26 protein-coding genes are annotated in these 19,253 nt (G+C 46.6%); 3 read left to right on the top strand and 23 right to left on the bottom strand.

Annotated elements, in window-relative coordinates:
• Positions 1-55 precede the first annotated feature (55 nt).
• The 20 genes from ACH32G_RS12530 to ACH32G_RS12435 all read right to left on the bottom strand — a co-directional run bounded on the left by ACH32G_RS12530 (position 56) and on the right by ACH32G_RS12435 (position 14,698).
• The gene (locus tag ACH32G_RS12530) at positions 56-946 is read right to left on the bottom strand and encodes a polyprenyl synthetase family protein (protein WP_045926700.1); all 891 of its coding nucleotides are present in this window, start codon (positions 944-946) and stop codon (positions 56-58) included.
• Positions 936-1,190 (bottom strand): exodeoxyribonuclease VII small subunit, encoded by a 255-nt coding sequence (locus tag ACH32G_RS12525; protein WP_007408352.1) that lies wholly within the window; start codon positions 1,188-1,190, stop codon positions 936-938. Before ACH32G_RS12525 ends, ACH32G_RS12530 begins: the two co-directional genes overlap by 11 nt.
• Positions 1,190-2,533, bottom strand: a complete 1,344-nt coding sequence (gene xseA / locus ACH32G_RS12520; protein ID WP_049627001.1) for an exodeoxyribonuclease VII large subunit — start codon at positions 2,531-2,533, stop codon at positions 1,190-1,192. Before xseA ends, ACH32G_RS12525 begins: the two co-directional genes overlap by 1 nt.
• A gap of 126 nt (positions 2,534-2,659) precedes the next feature.
• A complete protein-coding gene (folD, locus tag ACH32G_RS12515; protein ID WP_016939002.1) occupies positions 2,660-3,511 on the bottom strand; it encodes a bifunctional methylenetetrahydrofolate dehydrogenase/methenyltetrahydrofolate cyclohydrolase FolD in 852 nt (283 codons plus the stop codon).
• Positions 3,512-3,522: 11 nt separating this feature from the next.
• On the bottom strand, positions 3,523-3,915 hold the full coding sequence (gene nusB, locus ACH32G_RS12510; RefSeq protein WP_016939001.1) for a transcription antitermination factor NusB: 393 nt from the start codon (positions 3,913-3,915) through the stop codon (positions 3,523-3,525).
• 264 nt (positions 3,916-4,179) lie between these two features.
• Positions 4,180-4,587, bottom strand: a complete 408-nt coding sequence (locus ACH32G_RS12505; protein WP_016938999.1) for an Asp23/Gls24 family envelope stress response protein — start codon at positions 4,585-4,587, stop codon at positions 4,180-4,182.
• Positions 4,588-4,608: 21 nt separating this feature from the next.
• Complete coding sequence (gene accC / locus ACH32G_RS12500) at positions 4,609-5,961, bottom strand: acetyl-CoA carboxylase biotin carboxylase subunit (RefSeq protein WP_016938998.1); 1,353 nt, start codon at positions 5,959-5,961, stop codon at positions 4,609-4,611.
• 14 nt (positions 5,962-5,975) lie between these two features.
• Positions 5,976-6,455, bottom strand: a complete 480-nt coding sequence (accB, locus tag ACH32G_RS12495) for an acetyl-CoA carboxylase biotin carboxyl carrier protein (RefSeq protein ID WP_016938997.1) — start codon at positions 6,453-6,455, stop codon at positions 5,976-5,978.
• Positions 6,456-6,607: 152 nt separating this feature from the next.
• Complete coding sequence (locus tag ACH32G_RS12490; RefSeq protein ID WP_099744643.1) at positions 6,608-7,258, bottom strand: SpoIIIAH-like family protein; 651 nt, start codon at positions 7,256-7,258, stop codon at positions 6,608-6,610.
• Positions 7,259-7,261: 3 nt separating this feature from the next.
• Positions 7,262-7,954, bottom strand: coding sequence for a stage III sporulation protein AG (gene spoIIIAG / locus ACH32G_RS12485; RefSeq protein WP_045926703.1), 693 nt, complete (start codon positions 7,952-7,954; stop codon positions 7,262-7,264).
• Positions 7,947-8,567, bottom strand: coding sequence for a stage III sporulation protein AF (spoIIIAF, locus tag ACH32G_RS12480; protein WP_049627004.1), 621 nt, complete (start codon positions 8,565-8,567; stop codon positions 7,947-7,949). The genes spoIIIAG and spoIIIAF overlap by 8 nt, the downstream gene beginning before the upstream one ends.
• A gap of 16 nt (positions 8,568-8,583) precedes the next feature.
• Positions 8,584-9,795: a stage III sporulation protein AE gene (gene spoIIIAE, locus ACH32G_RS12475; RefSeq protein WP_064777768.1), complete on the bottom strand. Its 1,212-nt coding sequence runs from the start codon at positions 9,793-9,795 to the stop codon at positions 8,584-8,586.
• 27 nt (positions 9,796-9,822) lie between these two features.
• Complete coding sequence (gene spoIIIAD / locus ACH32G_RS12470) at positions 9,823-10,212, bottom strand: stage III sporulation protein AD (protein ID WP_076982559.1); 390 nt, start codon at positions 10,210-10,212, stop codon at positions 9,823-9,825.
• 12 nt (positions 10,213-10,224) lie between these two features.
• A complete protein-coding gene (gene spoIIIAC, locus ACH32G_RS12465; RefSeq protein ID WP_003153142.1) occupies positions 10,225-10,431 on the bottom strand; it encodes a stage III sporulation protein AC in 207 nt (68 codons plus the stop codon).
• Positions 10,432-10,453: 22 nt separating this feature from the next.
• Entirely contained in the window at positions 10,454-10,969 is a 516-nt protein-coding gene (gene spoIIIAB / locus ACH32G_RS12460) for a stage III sporulation protein SpoIIIAB (RefSeq protein ID WP_016938992.1), read from the bottom strand.
• Positions 10,963-11,886, bottom strand: coding sequence for a stage III sporulation protein AA (spoIIIAA, locus tag ACH32G_RS12455; protein ID WP_448814405.1), 924 nt, complete (start codon positions 11,884-11,886; stop codon positions 10,963-10,965). The genes spoIIIAB and spoIIIAA overlap by 7 nt, the downstream gene beginning before the upstream one ends.
• 76 nt (positions 11,887-11,962) lie before the next feature.
• Positions 11,963-12,244, bottom strand: a complete 282-nt coding sequence (locus tag ACH32G_RS12450; RefSeq protein ID WP_016938990.1) for a YqhV family protein — start codon at positions 12,242-12,244, stop codon at positions 11,963-11,965.
• Between the two features lie 148 nt (positions 12,245-12,392).
• Positions 12,393-12,950 carry an elongation factor P gene (gene efp / locus ACH32G_RS12445; protein WP_003153123.1) on the bottom strand — a complete coding sequence of 186 codons (558 nt, stop codon included), beginning with the start codon at positions 12,948-12,950 and terminating at the stop codon, positions 12,393-12,395.
• 24 nt (positions 12,951-12,974) lie between these two features.
• Positions 12,975-14,036, bottom strand: coding sequence for a M24 family metallopeptidase (locus tag ACH32G_RS12440; protein WP_016938989.1), 1,062 nt, complete (start codon positions 14,034-14,036; stop codon positions 12,975-12,977).
• 131 nt (positions 14,037-14,167) lie between these two features.
• A complete protein-coding gene (locus ACH32G_RS12435) occupies positions 14,168-14,698 on the bottom strand; it encodes a YqhR family membrane protein (RefSeq protein ID WP_049627006.1) in 531 nt (176 codons plus the stop codon).
• A 221-nt stretch (positions 14,699-14,919) separates the two neighbouring features.
• Here ACH32G_RS12435 and ACH32G_RS12430 point away from each other — a divergent pair, with 221 nt between their 5' ends.
• Positions 14,920-15,876, top strand: a complete 957-nt coding sequence (locus tag ACH32G_RS12430) for a DUF1385 domain-containing protein (protein ID WP_448814404.1) — start codon at positions 14,920-14,922, stop codon at positions 15,874-15,876.
• A gap of 36 nt (positions 15,877-15,912) precedes the next feature.
• On the top strand, positions 15,913-16,308 hold the full coding sequence (locus ACH32G_RS12425) for an SA1362 family protein (RefSeq protein WP_016938986.1): 396 nt from the start codon (positions 15,913-15,915) through the stop codon (positions 16,306-16,308).
• Here ACH32G_RS12425 and ACH32G_RS12420 read toward each other — a convergent pair.
• The 3 genes from ACH32G_RS12420 to ACH32G_RS12410 all read right to left on the bottom strand — a co-directional run bounded on the left by ACH32G_RS12420 (position 16,305) and on the right by ACH32G_RS12410 (position 18,658).
• A complete protein-coding gene (locus tag ACH32G_RS12420; protein WP_016938985.1) occupies positions 16,305-17,180 on the bottom strand; it encodes a patatin-like phospholipase family protein in 876 nt (291 codons plus the stop codon). The genes ACH32G_RS12425 and ACH32G_RS12420 overlap by 4 nt on opposite strands.
• A gap of 113 nt (positions 17,181-17,293) precedes the next feature.
• Positions 17,294-17,722: a transcriptional regulator MntR gene (gene mntR / locus ACH32G_RS12415; protein WP_327815263.1), complete on the bottom strand. Its 429-nt coding sequence runs from the start codon at positions 17,720-17,722 to the stop codon at positions 17,294-17,296.
• A 99-nt stretch (positions 17,723-17,821) separates the two neighbouring features.
• Positions 17,822-18,658: a lipoate--protein ligase family protein gene (locus ACH32G_RS12410; protein WP_045926708.1), complete on the bottom strand. Its 837-nt coding sequence runs from the start codon at positions 18,656-18,658 to the stop codon at positions 17,822-17,824.
• A gap of 193 nt (positions 18,659-18,851) precedes the next feature.
• Here ACH32G_RS12410 and ACH32G_RS12405 point away from each other — a divergent pair, with 193 nt between their 5' ends.
• On the top strand, positions 18,852-19,235 hold the full coding sequence (locus ACH32G_RS12405; protein WP_013352854.1) for a rhodanese-like domain-containing protein: 384 nt from the start codon (positions 18,852-18,854) through the stop codon (positions 19,233-19,235).
• Positions 19,236-19,253: the final 18 nt, after the last annotated feature.

Here is a 19,253-nt window from a genome sequence, read left to right as displayed (position 1 = left end):
CGAAACTGCTTACATTTTACCATAGGAGCGGCAGCCCCTTCAAATCAGGATCGTTTTAATGATCTCTCGCCGCTATTAAATCGCAGAGGTCATGCAGCAGTTCTTTCTGAAGAGATAGGCCGCTGATGATCCGTTTCGCCTCGCTGATATGATATGAAAGCTTCTCTTTCGCACCTTCAAGCGTTAAAAGCGACGGATACGTTGATTTTTCATTCGTCGTGTCTGAACCGACCGGTTTGCCGATCTTCTCCTCATGACCTTCAATATCAAGGATGTCGTCTCTGATTTGAAATCCGATGCCGATATGGCTGCTGAACAGACGCAGCTTTTCGATTTCATCCTCCGGCGCATCTGCCAAAATAGCGCCTGCCGTCACGGAAAAACCGAGGAGCTTGGCCGTTTTCCGCTCATGGATGGATTCCAGCTCCTCAAGCGTTACCTGCTTTTGTTCCGCTTCCATGTCGGCAGCCTGCCCGCCGACCATTCCTTCCGTTCCTGCCGCTTTGATCAGCTCCTCGACGAGGCGGAGCCGTTTTTCCGCTGAAACCGCGTCAGACACGTGAGATGTGATTAATTTAAAGCTTTCTGTCAGAAGCCCGTCTCCGGCCAATACAGCTGCCGCTTCTCCGAAGACTTTATGGTTTGTCGGCTTTCCCCGGCGCAAATCATCATCGTCCATGCAAGGCAGATCATCATGGATTAAGGAATACGTATGAATCATTTCAACAGCGCATCCGACCGGAATCCCGTCTTTTTCATCTTTTCCGTAAGCATTCAAAACGGCTAAGACAACGAGGGGGCGCAGCCTCTTTCCGCCCGCTTCCAAAGAATACAGCATAGATTTTTTGAGGGTTTCCGGCATGGCGAGCCGTTCTGTATACAAGGAAAGATTCCGCTCAATCAGTTGTTTGCGCGATGCTAAAAATGCGTCCAGTTTATTTGTCACCTTCGTCTTCCTCCTGAACGCTGAAAGGTGCAAGTTCTCCGTTATCTTTTAAAATAAAGTCCATTTGTTTTTCGACATGCTGAAGCTTTTCATGGCACATTTTTGAAAGGGCCATTCCTTCCTGAAAATAATTAATCGCCTGCTCCAGCGGCACGTCTCCTTCTTCAAGCTTTGCGACAATGCCTTCAAGGCCTTTCATCGCCTCTTCAAATGTCAGCTCTTCACTTTTTTTGGTTTCTGTCATTATCGTTCGCCTCTCTTTTGCAATACTTCACACGTCAAAACGCCGTCTGTCATCTTTACTTCAAGCGTATCATGTTGTTCCACTTGATCAACGCTTTTGATCAGCTCTTTGTCTTTATAGGCCAGACTGTATCCTCTCTCCATAACTTGAAGGGGACTTAATGCATTCAGTTTACCAAGAACCGTCTGAAACTGCGAATGAAGCTGCTTCAGCTGGACATTCATGCTCCGCGTCAGCTGATTTGAGCGCTCTTCGTACCGTTTTTTCGCCTGTTTCAGCTGGGTTTCAGGGTGAAGCGCCGTTAATCTGTACGTATTCCGCTCCAGCTGCCTTTCTTTCCGCTCCGTAAGCCCTGTGAGCTGTGCTTGGAATTGCTGATACAAAAGATCAAACTGCTGTTCTTTTTGGGTATACAATCGTTTCGGAAAACGGAATGCGTAAGATGACTGGAGCGATTGAACCCGTTCTTTTTTCTTGCCGATATGCTGCTGCATCGCTCTTGTCAGGCGGACTTCCGCCGTTTTTGTCCGTTCCATTAAGTCCGTCGTGTGAGGAACGGCGATTTCTGCCGCTCCCGTCGGCGTTGCAGCCCGGATATCCGCGACGAAATCACTGATTGTAAAGTCTGTTTCATGTCCGACAGCCGATATAACCGGAATGGCGGAAGCAAAAATCGCCCGGGCAACGATTTCTTCGTTAAACGCCCACAATTCTTCGATCGAGCCCCCTCCCCTTCCGACGATCAGAACGTCACACATCTTTTGCGAATTGGCTTCTTCAATGCGCTTCACAATCGATCTGCTGGCGTTTTCACCCTGAACGAGCGCGGGAAGCACAATGACTTTCACCAGGGGATATCTTCTTTTGAGTGTGGTAATGACGTCTCTGACGGCCGCTCCCGTCGGTGACGTGACAACCCCGATCGTGGCTGGAAAAGCGGGGATGGCCTGCTTATGCCGGTCATCAAACAACCCTTCGCCGGCAAGTTTTTTCTTTAATTCTTCATAGGCTAAATAAAGCGCCCCAACACCGTCCGGCTGCATTTCTTTCGCGTACAGCTGATAGCTTCCGCTCGGTTCATAGACGGAGATGCCGCCTCTTACGATGACCTTCATTCCGTCCTCAGGCTTAAACGCAAGCCTTGAACTTTGCCTTTGAAACATGACGGCCTGCATGCGGGCATGTTCATCTTTTAAAGTAAAATAGATGTGGCCTCTTGTATGGATTTTAACGTTGGACAGCTCACCTTTAATCCAAATGTCTTCAAGATGAGGGTCTACATCGAATTTTCGTTTAATATATTTGGTCAGTGCGGAAACCGTGACATATGCCGCTTCACTCACATCCTGCATTCCTTTCATAAAGGCTTTTTGCCCTGAACTAAGAAAAAAACCCGCTCTGGCTGAAAGGAGCCTTAAGAAGCGGGTATCGTGCTCATTGTCACACTTTTTGTGACTGCCTCCGGTTATCTATGATAACGTACGTCTGGCAGATTTAACAGTATTATGCGCAAGCATCGTGATGGTCATCGGACCTACTCCGCCCGGGACCGGCGTAATGAAAGATGCTTTTTCTTTCGCTTCATCAAACTGAACGTCTCCGCAGAGTTTTCCGCTTTCGAGGCGGTTGACGCCGACATCAATGACAATGGCGCCCTCTTTGATTTGATCAGCTGTGATGAAGTTCGCTTTACCGACCGCAACCACAAGAATATCTGCTTTTTTCGTATGCTCAGACATATTTTTTGTACGGGAATGGCAATATGTGACGGTCGCATTTTCGTTCAGCAGCAGCTGGCCGACCGGTTTACCGACAATATTGCTTCGTCCGACTACAACAACTTCTTTGCCGGAAAGATCTACGTTCGTCTTTTTCAATAACTCGACAATTCCGTGCGGTGTGCAAGGAAGAAATGTATCTTCTCCAAGCAGCATTTTCCCGACGTTGAGAGGGTGGAAACCATCAACATCCTTATCAGGGGAGATCCGCTCGATGACGGCTTTTTCAGAAATATGATCCGGGAGCGGCAGCTGGACGAGAATGCCGTGAAATTCCGGATTTTGATTGTACTCATCAATCACTGTTAAAAGCTCCGCTTCGGTTAAGCTTGAGTCAAAACGGTCAAGCTTAAACTTCATTCCCATTGTTTCAGCGGCTTTTTTCTTGCCTGTCACATATGAAACAGAGGCGGGATCGTCGCCGATTAAAATGACCGCCAAGCCCGGCACTACGCCTTGTGCTTTCAGCTCTTCTACTTCTTTTGCCAATTGTTCGCGTTTTTCTTTAGCCGTTTCTTTTCCGTCGATGATTGTTGCAGTCATTTTCTTTCCTCCTATGATTCAATATCAGTTTTGATGTTAGAAAGAACCCCGTTTACGAATTTTGCAGCTTTATCGTCGCCGAACCGTTTTGCCAGCTCGATGGCTTCGTTTAATGACACGTTAGCAGGAATGTCGTCAGTATAAACCATTTCATACACCGCCAGACGGAGGATCGCGCGGTCTACGTTTGCAATCCGGTCAAGCTTCCAATTGACGAGATGGCCGGAAATCATTTCATCAAGCTGCACCTGATGTTCAAGCACTCCGTACACCAGCTGTTCAAAGAAGTCATCTGTTTTTCCGCCATCAAGCGCGTGCTCGATGGCCTCGTTCGGTGCAATATCGCTGACATCAATCTGAAAAAGTGCCTGCAAAGCTTTTTCTCTAGCTGTTCTTCTTTTCATTTTCTTTCTCCTTCAGATCCTCTTTATCCGCTTGTCGTTAAGCCTAAAGAGATCATAACATATTTTTTTCCCAATCGCATGTCGAAATTTAGGTTTTTTCACCCTAATGCCGAATGTTTTTACAAACCCTTTGAATTTCATTCGGATTTCACAGCATGAAGAAACTCGGCTGCCGTTTGTAAGCCGGCTTTCTTCATGCCTGAAAAGAAGGGAAACGTATAAAAAACCAAAGGGCTGCCCATCCCCTTGGTTTTTATACGCTCATTACATTTCTTCGTCGATTTCGACTTCTTGGGCTTTCGTGTCAAATTGAATGCCGACGATATGAATATTGATTTCATTGATGGTCAGAGACGTCATATTTAATAAGGTTTGGCGGATATTCTCCTGAACGCTTGCCGCCACTTTCGGGATCGAAATCCCGAATTGAACGACGCAATAGACGTCAATGGTAATCCCGTCATCGGCTAAATCGACCTTTACGCCTTTGCCGTGATTGATTTTGCCGAATCGTTCTACGACGCCCGTGGCGAAATTGCCGCGCATTTCAGCTATTCCTTCAACCTCGGAAGCGGCGATGCCGGCAATGACTTCAATGACTTCAGGAGCAATTTCAACTTTGCCTAAATGACCCTCATCATGATCCATTTTAAGCACACTGTTGTCTTCCATTCAATTCACCTCCCGCAAAAATTATGAGCCCATTACATCATATGTTTCTAAAAACTTTGTATTAAACTCTCCGCTGACAAATGTTTCATGTTCAAGCAGTTTCAGATGGAACGGAATCGTTGTTTCAATACCTTCAATCACAAATTCGCTCAGCGCGCGTTTCATCCGTGCGACCGCCTCATCACGCGTTGTTCCGTATGTGATGACTTTGGCAATCATGCTGTCATAGTACGGCGGGATCGAATAGCCCGGATATGCGGCTGAATCCACGCGCACGCCGAGTCCGCCCGGCGGCAGGTACATGTTAATCTTACCAGGTGAAGGCATGAAGTTTTTCGCAGGATTTTCAGCGTTGATGCGGCATTCAATCGCCCAGCCGTTAAATTCAACGTCTTCCTGTCTGAGCGAGAGCTCCTGTCCGGATGCCACTTTGATCTGTTCTTTGATCAGATCGGTTCCCGTCACCATTTCTGTGACAGGGTGCTCTACTTGAATACGCGTGTTCATCTCCATGAAGTAATAGCGCTGTTCTCTGTAGTCATAAATGAACTCTACTGTACCGGCTCCCGTGTAACCGACGGCCTTCGCTGCTTTTACCGCTGCTTCACCCATCTGCTCTCTGATTTCAGAATCAAGCGCAGGTGACGGCGACTCTTCAAGAAGTTTTTGCAGACGTCTTTGGATAGAACAGTCACGCTCTCCAAGATGGATCGTGTTTCCGTAATTATCGGCAAGCACCTGAATTTCAACATGGCGGAAATCTTCTATGTACTTCTCGATGTACACACCCGGATTTCCGAATGCCGTAGCGGCCTCCTGCTGGGTGATTTCGATGCCTTTAATCATCTCTTCTTCTGTGCGTGCGACCCGGATGCCTTTTCCGCCTCCGCCCGCAGTGGCTTTTATAATCACAGGATACCCAATTTCACCCGCAAGCGAAACCGCTTCTTCGGTATTTTTTATGATTCCTTTTGAACCGGGCACAATCGGCACGCCCGCCTGCTGCATCGTGTCACGTGCGATATCTTTTGTCCCCATCTTCGAAATGGCGTCAGCCGAAGGGCCGACAAACGTCACGTTTAATTCCTCGCACAGCTCGGCAAAATCGGCATTTTCAGCTAAGAATCCGTATCCCGGATGAATCGCATCCGTACCGGTCAGCTTTGCGACGCTGACGATGTTCGTTACATTTAAATAGCTGTCTTTTGATGTTTTCGGCCCGATACAAAAAGCCTCATCGGCCATTTGGACATGCAGGGCCTCTTTATCTGCCTCAGAATAAACGGCTACAGTTTCAATGCCAAGCTCTTTGCAGGCCCGGATGATTCTGACGGCAATTTCTCCTCGGTTGGCGATCAATAGCTTTTTAATCATAATAGCAGGTCTCCTTACTCAGCTTTTACAAGAAATAGAGGTTGTCCGTATTCGACCAGCTGGCCGTTTTCAACTAACACTTCAACGATTTCTCCTTTTACTTCCGCTTCAATCTCGTTAAAGAGTTTCATTGCTTCTACGATACAAACCACTGTATTTTCGTTCACTTTTGAACCTTGGTTTACGTAAGGGCCGGCTTCCGGCGATGAAGAAGCATAAAACGTTCCGACCATCGGAGACGTAATTTTGTGCAGGTTTTCATCTTGTTTCGGCGCTTCCTGAACAGGATCGGCTTCGCGCGCTTCCGGTTTTGCAGCCTGCGGAGCAGGTGCGTAAGCGGCGGGAACAGCTGGAGCTTGTCCCGTTATATTCACTGCCGGCGCTTCATTTTTTTTCAGCTTCAGACTTACGCCTTCCATCTCGTAAACAAATTCGTCAATGGAAGATTCATCGATTCTTTTTATCAATTCATGAATTTCGTTGATTTTTAACATCAGTTCCACTCCTATGTATAAAAAATAGAAATTTATGGGTTGCTACTAAAAGTACATACTATGTTTATCTTACAGGAGCGGTTGTGTAAATTCAACACTGATCTAAAATGACAGCAAAAAAGCCCGCAGCGGGTGCGGGCGGCTCAGGCATCTTATTTTGTCGGTTCAAACGTAACGGCGACGTCTTTCATATTCTTGATTTCTTTTTCCACCAGGTCAATGATGGCGGAAGCTTTTGCGTTTGAATGTTTGTCAGACATGACCGTAATGTTGATTTTGTCACCTTCAGCATCCACGAGCGCGTCTTTGTAGCCTTGCGTTTTAATGAGCGTTTCCAGCTGTTTTTCTGTCCCTTCCGCATTGCTCAGCGCCGTCATTTTATCGTAGGCTTCGCTTTTTTCTTTTGCTGTCGCATCATCGCTTGAAACGATGCTGTTTAACTGTTCTCTTTCTTTGCTTCTCGCGTCTTCAAGTTCCATGCGGTATGCGGTAAATAAATTTTCATCAGCTGTTTCTGTGGCGACCGATCCGTCTTTTTCCGATGCTTCGGCTGACGTTTCTTTATCCTCTTTTGTGCCTTTAGAATCTTTCGTTCCTTTTGTTCCGTCTTCTTTTTCTGTGCCGCTTTCGCTCTTTTCTTCCGTTTTAGGAGCCGGCGTTTTTTCTGTGGCGATTTCCCCGCTGCTTTTTTCGGTTTTCATCTGCACGGCATTTTTGCTTTCCGGCGACATAATATAATAAACACTTAATACCACGACGAGACTGAGCATTGTTAAAAGCCAAACCGTTTGTTTTTTCAGCATGATTTATGAATCCTCCTTGATTTTTTTAGGGGCAACCGCTACACGGTAGCTCGGAACATCAAGCACCCTAGTGACGGCATCAATGATGGTTTTTTTTATTTGAACGTTGTCCACTCCTTGAGCGACAACGAGTACACCGCGGATATCGGGTTTTTTCGTCTGGACGACGACCGGGGTTTCCTGATCCCCGTTTCGAATCATGACAATTTGTTCTTCAGAGGTTTGATCGGTTACGCTTCTTTTGCCGCCTTCTTTATCGGTTTCTTCAGTGGTGGTGTCTTTTTTCGTTTTATTTTTCTCAAACACTTTTAAAGATGTGGCGTCTACGTTTACGACTATTGATACATCCTCTACGCCGATAATCGTTTCAAGGATCTCTTTCAGCTGGTTTTCATAGTCTCTCTCGTAATCATCAATCGTGTTTTTTGCGCTGCTGTCTTTTGATGCTTTAAAAACTGGTGCGCTTTTTTGCCCGCTCTTATCGTCCGTACGGCCGGACATGACAGTCTGCGCCGTTTCGCCCTTCCCGGTTTTTTCCGGTGAAGAGAACATCTGGCTGACCAGCATAAAAGATACGCCGAGCACAAACACGAACAGAAAGTAATGATATTTTGTCAGTTTTGGTTTTTCTCCGTCTTTCGCCTGTCCGATCATCAGCTGTTTTTTGAGTATGGTCCATAGTCCGTTTTTATTCATGGCCGTTTTTCTCCCCGCCTTCCATATAAACCGTAATTTTCTCACTGCCGATTTCCCATATATCCGCAAGTTTTTCTTTGATGACTGCGGCCTCCTTTTTGCCGGCTGCGCCTTCGGGTTCGTATTTGCGGTCTGTGCGGATGTCGATCGGTGCGACGGTTTGCACGGTTTTTTCAGAAGATGGGGCCATATACACGCTGATCGTTTTTACATCTTCTTCTGAACGAACCTGTTCTTCCGCTGTAAGGCGGATGTCGTCTATTTTGTATTCGTCATGACTGAACATCTCCTCCGCTTTCTTTTTTAGTTGGACAGCCATTTCTTCTAAAACATATGCGCGGTTTGATGCTTGTATTTCTTTTTTTTCTGATTTGATTTGATTTTTTATGTCAGCGGATTGAGATTGCTCTTGTTTTGTCAAATAATCGAAGATGATCTCCGGGTCTGTTTTGAAAAGTTTGAATATCGGGTTGAGCATGACAATGATTAACAGCAGGCTGACAACCATCTTTGCGTATTTTTGCATACTGGAGCTGGGCAGCAGCATGTCGATGACGATGGCAAATAAGATAAACAAAATAATGCTTGTCAGCCATTCTGTTAAAAAGCTCATATCCAATGGGCCTCCTTTATTTCATCATCATGGTGAGATTTCCTGCTGTAATAATGACTGTGATGCTGAGGAAAAACATGAGAGAGACAATGGCGAGCGCCGCGAAAATATAGAGCACGCTTCTGCTGATGACGCCGAGACACGTAATGACGGGCCCGCCTCCGAGCGGCTGCAGAATGGCGGCCGCGAGCTTATAAATAAAAGCGAGAGAAAGCACTTTGATTGCCGGAAAGGCGGAGATGCAGATCAAAATTCCGACACCGAGGATTCCCACAGTGTTTTTTAATAAGAGTGAGGCGCTGATGACCGTATCGGTCGCATCCGTAAACATTCGGCCGAGCACGGGAATAAAATTGCCCGTTATAAATTTTGCAGTCCTGAGGGTGATCCCGTCTGTCACGGCAGCCGAAGCCCCCTGAACGGAGATGACACCGAGAAACACGGTGAGGAATACGGCAAGCGCGCCGATCGCGATATTTCTGAGGAGATTGGCAAGCTGTGTGACTTTATATTGATCTGTCATTGTGCTGACGATGCTTAAAATCGCTGACAGGAAAATAAGCGGCATAACGATGTTTTGAATAAGCAGGCCGCTCGTATTCATCAGAAATAAAATAACGGGGTGAAAAAAGGCAGCGGAAACGGCTCCACCGGAAGATGCCAAAAGCGCGAGCAAAAGCGGGATCAGCGCGAGAATGAAGCTTGTCATCGTCTGAATCGCTTCACTGGCATAATTAACGGCAACATGAAAGCTGTTTAAAGCGAGAATAATCAGTACCATATAAACAATCGCATAAGCTACTTTGCTGACGGTGCTCTGCTGGAACGCATTTTGCAGAAGCTGCAGAATGACGCAAAAAATGGTGAGAAGGATCAAAGTTCCCAGAAGTTTTCCGTTTGCGAGCACTTCATGAAACAGATAGGAAAATAAGGCCTTCAGCCACGCCTCAGGCGAGAACGTTTTTTCTCCGTTAATAAAGTCAATGATGCTTCCCTTTTGGCTTTCCGGCAGAAGGCCGCCGTATTCTGTCATAATGTCGTCCCAGAACTTTCCGATGCCTTCTGTTTTCAGCGCTTCGGCCTGCTTTTTCGCCACTTCATCAGCCGTTTCTTGGTGAACTGCGGTTTCCTGCGCCGCACCGTCTGTTCCGGCAGCTTGTACACATTCAGTCTGAAAAATTAAGAGGAGGATGAACAAAAAAGCCCCCGCCCACCGAAAGCGCTTCATTTTTTGCGCCCCCCTTTCCCTTTATGATTAAGAAGGAATAAGTCCGAGAATCGTTTCAATAATAACGGTCAGTATCGGCACGGCCATCACGAGGATCAAAATCTTCCCGGCCAGCTCTATTTTCGAAGCAATTGCTCCCTGGCCAGCATCTTTTGTCAGCTGCGCTCCGAATTCAGCGATGTAGGCGATGCCGATAATTTTTAAAATGGTTTCCACATAGACCATATTGACATTTGCATTGACGGCTATTTTTTCTATCATTCTGATAATGTCGTAAATCTGGTCGACGAGATAAAGAAAGATCACGCAGCCGCTGAAGACGACAATCATAAACGCGAAAGTCGGTTTCTGTTCTTTTACGATCAGGGAGAGAAACGTGGCGATCAGGCCTAAACCTACAATTTGAACAATCTCAATCTGTAAGCCCCCCTATCCTTGGAATAGAAACACAGCTTTGATCTTTTTGAACAGGTCATCGACAATCGTCGCCACCATAAATAAAATATAGATAAAGCCAAGCAACGTCACCCATTGGGCGTATTCTTTTTTTCCCATTTGATCAAGTATGGTGTGCAGAAACGCAACCACGATACCGACTCCGGCGATTTGAAAAATGACATTTACGTCGACTCCCATTTTATGTTTGCTCCCCTCATGTTTACATCAATAGAAGAATGAGTAACAGTCCGGCTAAAAACCCTAAACTTTTCACCATTTTTTCATTTTTCGCCTGCGCCCGTCCGGCATCCGCTTCCGCCGCTTCCAAATGTGTAAGCGCAAGCTTGATATGTTTCTGCTGAGAAACGCGGTCATGGAGCCCGAGCGTCTCTCCGAATTGCTTCAGCACATCGTATTCGCTTTTTTTCATCGCCATGGAGGGCCAGTTATGTTTCAAGCTCTGTTCCCAGGCTGTTTTGGCGGAATCGCTTCCCTGCTCAAGCCTCCTGCTGAAAGCTTGGAACAATGACGATACAGGCTTGGAAAGCTGTGCGGCGATTTGTCCCGAAGCAATGTGCAGCGGCGTATGCCCGAACATAATTTCCGCTTCAAGCGATTGCAGCGCCGCACGCAGCTGACGGATCTGCCTCGGCCTTTCAATATAGATTTTGGCGATCTCAAATCCCGTCCATGTTGTCGCCGTCAGAATGAACACAGCGCCCAAAAGCTTCAGCATGTCATCACGCTTTCAGCATACGGAACCGGTTCTCCGTCCTTTCCGTACATCCTGCTGATCGTTCCCGGACCGCGGCGTCTTGACAGCTCTACATACCGGTCAAACACTTTTTCCTCCCAAAGCATTTTCAGCGACGGCCTCTTGACCAAGTCTTTCATATTCCATCCGTGCGCGGATACGATAACGGTTACGCCGGCATGGAGCGCCTCCATCAGCGCTTTTGAGTCTTCCATTCTCCCGATCTCATCTGCGATCATGACATCGGGACTCATAGAGCGGATCATCATCATCAGCCCTTCCGCCTTCGGACAGGCGTCAAGGACATCCACTCTGCGGCCGAAACTGTGCTGGGGAATGCCCCGCAGGCAGCCGGCAATTTCTGAGCGTTCATCTACGATAGCGGTCTTTTTCGCCGGAATGCGTTTCGATCCGGTGCTTGAAAGCCGGGCCAAATCACGAAGCAAGGTCGTTTTCCCCGTTTGCGGAGGGCCGATGATCAGCGTATTCAGCCAGTTTTCTTTCCATAAGAAAGGAATGAGCGGTTCTGCGATGCCTAGCTTCTCCCGGGCGATTCGAATATTAAAGGAAGTAATATCCCGGAGTCCTTTGACGGCTCCGTTTTCGACGATGACTCTTCCGGCGAGCCCCACACGGTGGCCTCCTCTGATTGTGATATATCCTTTTTTCAGCTCTTCTTCCAGCGTGTACATGCTGTAATTGCTGAGCCGGCTGAGGATCAGCTGTGCGTCGCCGGCCGTACAGATATATGACAAAAACAAAGGTTGTCCTTTTCGGATCAGTTCAACCGGCCTGCCGACGCGGATTCTGATTTCCTCTGTATCCTCGCGCGCTTCTTCAGACACGGCGGAGATGGCATCTCTCAATAATTCAGGGAGAACCTCTGTAATTTCATTCAATAGAGTCTCCTCCTTTTTTACCGATTGGCTTCTTTAAAATGTATGATCCGGGACAGACTTTATGACACCCGGACCCCTATTTGTGAACACCGGCTAGAATCAGCACAACCCCCGCGAAAATCAAAATCAATTTTGCATATGAAAGCTGTCCGGCAATCTGATAAATACCGATCGTCATCGTAATGATAAAAATCAGCGGGCCGACGATTGCCAAAATACTATTTACCACAACCGCTTTTCTGATGTCGTTTGTAACAAGCATGATAATGGCCGCCGATAATTCAATGAGAGAGGACAAAACTCGTAAACCGGCCATCGTTAAAACAGTAGAATTGATTGAACCAAACAAAAATTTCATTACAATCCCCCAACTTCAAGCATTTTGTTACACTATATGCTCTAGCTGACGGAAGTAGTCTCACTATTTTCATATAGAAGAAAGATTCTGTTTCAGAACGCAAAAAAAAGCCTGCCCCGTAAAAGGAGCAGACTTCGTATGTCTTTGACTATGCTCTTGACACGTAAGAGCCGTCTGATGTATTTACAACAAGCGTATCGCCTTCGTTCACGAAGAACGGTACGTTTACGACAAGACCTGTTTCCGTTTTGGCAGGTTTTGTGCCGCCTGACGCCGTGTCGCCTTTAATTCCCGGCTCTGTTTCAACAACTTTCAGTTCAACTGTGTTCGGCAGTTCAATACCGAGCGTTTCAGATTGATACATCATGATGTGCACAGACATATTTTCCAAAAGATATTTTAATTCTTCTTCGATTTGGTTTTCGTTCAATTCAAGCTGTTCATATGAGCTTGTATCCATGAACACGTGCTGATCTCCATTGGCATAAAGATACTGCATCGTTTTTGTTTCGATTTGCGCTTTCGCCACTTTTTCACCTGCACGGAATGTTTTCTCCTGAATAGCGCCCGTGCGCAGATTGCGCAATTTAGAACGGACAAATGCCGCGCCTTTTCCCGGCTTTACGTGCTGGAAGTCAACGACGCGCCAAATGCCGCCGTCTACTTCAATCGTTAATCCTGTACGAAAATCGTTAACTGAAATCATGTTTGATGTCCTCCTATATTCCAATCACAAAATAATTAATTCTTTAGGGGAATGCGTGATTGTCCGGTTGCCGTCCTCTGTGATGATGATATCATCTTCGATTCTTGCGCCCCCAACTTCCGGTATGTATATGCCCGGCTCAACCGTTACTGCCATGCCCGGCTCAAGAACGGCCGATGACCTGAAAGACAGCCCCGGTGATTCATGGACCTCCATTCCGAATCCGTGTCCTGTTGAATGGCCGAAATACTGTCCGTAGCCTTTTGCGGTGATGTGATCCCTCGTCAGGGCATCCGCTTCTTTTCCCGTCATGCCGGGTTTAATATGCAAAACGCCAAGCGCCTGGGCATCGTATACGACCTGATAAATTTCTTTCAGTTTATCACTAGGCTCTCCGACCGCGACGGTGCGTGTGATATCAGAACAATAGCCTTTATAATACGCGCCGAAATCGAGCGTGACCAAGTCTCCCTTTTCAATCAATTTGCCGCTTGCCACTCCGTGCGGAAGGCTGGATCTCACTCCCGAGGCGACGATCATATCAAAGGAAGAACCGTCTGCTCCCTGACGTCTCATATAAAATTCAAGCTCATTCGCAACTGAAATCTCTGAGATGCCCGGTTTGATAAACGTCAGAATATGTTCAAACGCATCATCCGCAATCTTCGCAGCTTCCTCTAATATCTTAATCTCTTCACTTGACTTAATCAAGCGCAACTTTTCAACGGAATCCGCGACGGGAACCATCTCCGCTTCCTGCAGCACCGCTTGGTAGGATGCATATGTTCCGTACGTCATGCTGTTTTGCTCAAAGCCGAGTTTTTTAATGCCATACTCAAGAATCGTATCCGCAGCGGTTTGGATTAAGCTTCCGCCGTGCTCGATAATATCAAAGCCCTTTACTTGCGCCTTCGCCTGCTCGGTGTAACGGAAATCCGTGATAAATGCCGCGCGTTCTTTCGATATGACCGCAAGACCCGACGAACCCGTAAATCCCGTCATATACTGCAGATTGGCGGAGCTTGTCACCAACATTCCGTCTATATCCAGCTGACCGAACAGATTTCGCAATTTCTCAAGTTTCATTCCCTTTCTCCTCCTCGCCGATTCTTGACTGCCGCCTGACACCGCGGGAGCATCCCCATCCGGTTTTCAGCATAAAAAATGTTCACTTCTCGTGAACATTTTACCATACCGGACAGGGATTATACACTTATTCACTTGTTGCCTAGCGCCCTTGCAAGCTTGTCTGACGTAAGCTCATTGTAGTTGAAAGAAATCGAGTAGCCGACAAACAAACCATACAGAATGTAAAGGCAAATCGTCGTCACGATTGTATCTGATTTCAATTCAGTGACAGATTTCACGTCTTCGAAAATCGGATTGAATAAGAAAAAAACCGCGCACCATAAAATGACGCCGTATACCATCCCCGGCCACATCGTTTTAAAACGCTTCAGACAGACGAAATATATAAATGCCCCGGCAATCGAAATGAATCCGATGACGACGATGCTGACCATCGTGCCGAGCCATTGTTTTTTCCATTCTCCGATCATAAACGGCTGAAGAATCATGTTGGGACTGATCTCTGAAAAATGAAAGATATATCCGAGATAGCCGATCAAACTCCAAAATACACCGCCGGCAAATCCGATACCGCAAATTCTGCCGGTAAATGAAACAGGCTGCTGATCATCACCCTGATTCTTTTTTTCTTCCTGTTCTGAATGTTTTTCGCTGGTCATCATGGCACCTCCAGTCATAGAATGCCCCAAAATTGAAAAGTCATAAAAAGTTCCGCCATATTTTCATTTAATGAGTAAATTCTAAGGAAACCGGGTATACTGCTTGTAGAAAAAGCATTGATTTTCCGGCTGTCAAACTAGAGGTTTACCGCTGTTTCCTGTACAATAGAGTGAAAGGAAATGGTTAGTAAATCCTAAGAAAACAGGCAGGTTGATAAACAATGTCCAAACACAAAACGCCGCCCGCATACGGCGGTCAGGCTGTCGTTGAAGGGGTAATGTTCGGCGGCAGAAAAAATTATGTTACCGCCATCCGCAGGAATGACGGAAGCATTGATTTTTTCAAGCTTCCGAGAGTGCCGAACCCCAAGCTTTCGGTTTTAAAAAAGATTCCTTTTTTGCGGGGAATCGTCGCAATTATCGAGGCAAGCGCCAACGGCACAAAGCATTTAAACTTCTCCAGCGAACGTTACGGGCTTGACCCCCAAGATGAAGCCAAGCTGGAACAGGAAGATAAGAAGGGTTCGGGATTATCGATGTTTTTCAGCCTGGCGGTGATCGGCGTTCTATCGTTTTTGTTCAGCAAATTCGTTTTTACGCTCGTCCCGGTCTTTTTAGCTGAGCTTGTAAGGCCCGTTTTTTCCTCAGACGCAGCGCAGATCGGCATCGAAAGCCTGTTTAAGCTTATCCTGCTTCTCGGCTACATTTATTTTTTATCAATGACGCCGTTAATTAAAAGAGTGTTTCAATATCATGGAGCCGAACATAAGGTCATAAACTGTTATGAACAGAATTTACCAATTACGATAGAAAATGTTCAGAAACAGTCGCGGCTGCATTACCGATGCGGTTCAAGCTTTATCTTATTTACGATCATTGTCGGCATGTTTGTCTATTTACTCGTTCCGACAGATCCGCTTTGGGTGCGGATTTTAGACAGGATTGCGCTTATACCGGCCGTCCTCGGCATCTCCTTTGAAGTGCTCCAGCTGACGAACAGGGTTCGGCATATCCCCGTTTTGAAGGTGCTCGGTTATCCCGGCCTGTGGCTGCAGCTTTTAACGACAAAGGAACCGGAAGATGACCAAGTCGAGGTTGCCATAGAAAGCTTTAACGAGCTTCTCAGACTGGAAGACATTTCAGAACAGAGCGAAAAGCCGTCTCACAACGCAATCTGAACCGTTACCTGTTATTATTTTCGGAGGTGGGCAGTTATGAATCATCGTGTACAACCTTTTTTTGCTGTATTAATAGCGCTTGGCGCATTCGGTTTCATTTATGCGGCGGTCACAAACCCCGGACAGATGATCTCAAGAGCGATCACCGTCATTATCGCAGGCATCATTATTTATTTTATCGTGAGATCGGTCCTGAACCGCCGCGCCGGACGTGACGGAACCGCTTTCAGAAAAGCGGCCAAACAATCGCGGCTCCGAATGAAGGAGCAAAAAGCGAAACACCGCGCCGGCCACAGAGGGCGGGTCAGCCATTTGCGGAGCGTGCCGAGCAGCAGCAGACCGAAGCCGATGATTCTTAAGAAAAAAAGCCAGACCCAGCTTACCGTCATAGAAGGTAAAAAGAATAAAAAGAAAAACAGAGCGCTTTTTTAATAGCTCCATTGCTTCAAAAATTGCTCTGTTTTGCTTTTTCCTAGCTCAATGAGAGCTAGTTTTTTTTGCGGTGTGAGGTGAAACTCCGTCGCCATTACATGTTCCACCGGAATAAAAATAATATTCTGTTCGTACTTTGTCGCGATATGTCTGGCATCATGAGCGTCTTTCATCGTTTCAAACAAAGCGCCGAACAGCTCAAAAGCGTTCCGGATTGATTTCTTCGGACGCTCTTTTTCATTAGGTGAAAGCGAAATTCCGATGACCGGCCGCTTGCGCTCTTTTGAAAACAGCCAAATCGGAAAATTGCTTAACACGCCGCCGTCAACAACCGTTGAAATGCCTTTTTCGGTCTTCAGTTTAATCGGTTCAAAAAAATAAGGGATGCTGCAGCTCATTCTGACAGCTCTGGCAACCGGGAACACCTCCGGATTTAATCCGTAGCGGGGAAGGTCGTCGGGAAGCACGATCATCGTTCCGTTCGTCAGATCTGAAGCGATCAGACGGAGCGATCCTTTTTTCATATCGCCGAACGCGATGATGCCCTTCGCTTTTAATTTATCCGCAATCCACTTTTCCAGCACATCGCCTCTGTATAATCCGAGGCGCCAATATATCGACACCCACTGCAGGATTTTCAGCGGGAGGAATGAGCATCTCTGATCAAGCAATTGCCTTCCGTCGACATCATCGATGATCGCATGAACCTCTCTGCTCGTGTAGCCCGCAGCGATCAATGCGGCAATAATCGCGCCGGCGCTTGTTCCGGCGAGCCTTTCAAAGCGAAAGCCCTTTTCTTCCAGCGCTTCATAAGCGCCGGCAAGCGCCACCCCTTTTATTCCCCCGCCCGAAAATACGCCGTCAATCTGCATAGCGCGCCCTCTCCCTTCCATCCAAGGTGTATTATTATTTTAAGAAACGGCTTGGGGAAATAGACCAAAGAATGAAGACATTAAAAAAAGGGCGCCCTATTTGGGCCGCCCTTTTATTCACCGGGAGTTTCGGTTTTTTTCTGTACGGATTTCAATTCTTTTTTCCGGCGGTCGTCATCTTCAAAATACTGAACGAGATCGCCGATGCGGTCAATGCTGTTCCAGCTCAGATGATGTTCGATTCCTTCTACATCATTGTAAATCTTCTCTTCATCAACACCAATGATTCGTAAAAACTGCTCAAGCAATTCGTGTCTGTATACGAGCCGTTTGCCGATCTTTTTGCCTTTTGACGTCAATACGAGCCCGCGATATTTTTCATAAATCAAATACTCGTCTTTATCTAGTTTTTGAACCATTTTCGTTACAGAGGAGGGATGGACTGCCAAAGCTTCCGCGATATCAGAAACCCGCGCATATCCTTTTTCTTCTATCAGCATATAAATCTGTTCAATATAATCTTCCATACTTGGTGTTGTCATCGTACCCCTCCCAAAAAGCACCTTAACTTAATAAACCATTACAAGTTTACACTAACGGTTATGAAAAAACAAGGATGCTTCCGGCCTGTCAAGCCTTAATCAGCGCTTATAATTCCATTCGTCAGACGCGTATTTCGTCTCGGCCAGCTCATTGACAAACGCAAGCTCTTCAGGAGTGAGCGTGTAAGGTTCAAGATGAATGTTCAGGCCTTCCTCAAAACCGGCTTTAAAAGCGGTTCTGGCTTCATCCATCGTCACCGGTTTTTGGGCTAAGGCGTTGATGGCTACCGCTTTGTTTTTGAAATTCCGCTGCATGCGCTCACGGACTCTGTCGCTCGGATATAAAAACAGATCAAACAGCTTGTCCTCATCAATGTCAAGCAGGATGGAGCCGTGCTGAAGAATAACGCCTTTTTGGCGTGTCTGGGCGCTTCCCGCAACTTTGCGTCCTTCGACGACCAGCTCATACCACGAAGGCGCATCAAAGCAAACGGACGAGCGCGGATTTTTCAGGCTTTCTTTTTCTTTCTCCGTGCGCGGAATCGCAAAGCAGGCATCAAGCCCAAGGTTTCTGAATCCCTGCAGAATGCCTTCTGAAATGACCCGGTACGCCTCTGTCACCGTGGCCGGCATTTCCGGGTGATCCTCTGAAACGATGACGCTGTATGTCAATTCTTTATCATGCAGAACACCCCGTCCGCCTGTCGGTCTTCTGACAAACCCGAGACCGTGTTTATGTACTGCGTCAAAGTTAATTTCCTTCTTAATATTTTGAAAATATCCGACAGACAATGTTGCCGGATTCCACCCGTAAAAACGGATCACCGGGGGAATTTTCTTTTGGCTGTGCCAATATAAAAGCGCTTCATCCAGCGCCATGTTAAATGCCGGGCTTTCGTTCCCTGAGTCAATAAACCGCCATGTTTCTTTTTCCATACATTGAACCCTTCTTTATCGTTTTAATAAAATCAGTTTATCAAACTGCCGTGAAAATGAAAAATATTTCGTTTCATTAAGGATGACAATCGCTTCATGCTTTACTATAATAGTATTTGTCCCAAAACGTCCGGTGAGCCTTGTTTTCAGGAAGCAGGGTTTTGATTTTATAAGCTAAAGGAGTAGAATCGCATTGTCTAATATGATTGCTTTAATTATTGTTGCGGCGTTTATCGTTTATATGATCGTGTCGTATTTTTACCAACAGCGTTTAATGAAAACACTTACGGAAGAGGAATTCCGCGCGGGCTACAGAAAAGCGCAGCTGATTGACGTCCGTGAACCGAATGAATTTGAAGGCGGCCATATTCTCGGCGCGCGCAACATTCCGCTTTCACAGCTGAAACAGCGCAAAAGCGAAATCCGTCCTGATAAACCCGTTTATCTGTACTGCCAAAACAATGTCCGCAGCGGCCGCGCGGCACAGACGCTCCGCAAACACGGCTGCAAGGATATTTACAACCTGAAAGGCGGATTTAAAAAATGGGGCGGAAAAATTAAAGCAAAGAACCAATAATGAAAAAGAGCTTTCCGT

This window comes from Bacillus sp. CIS52 (assembly GCF_053545315.1).
This window is presented reverse-complemented; position numbering and strand designations above follow the sequence as displayed.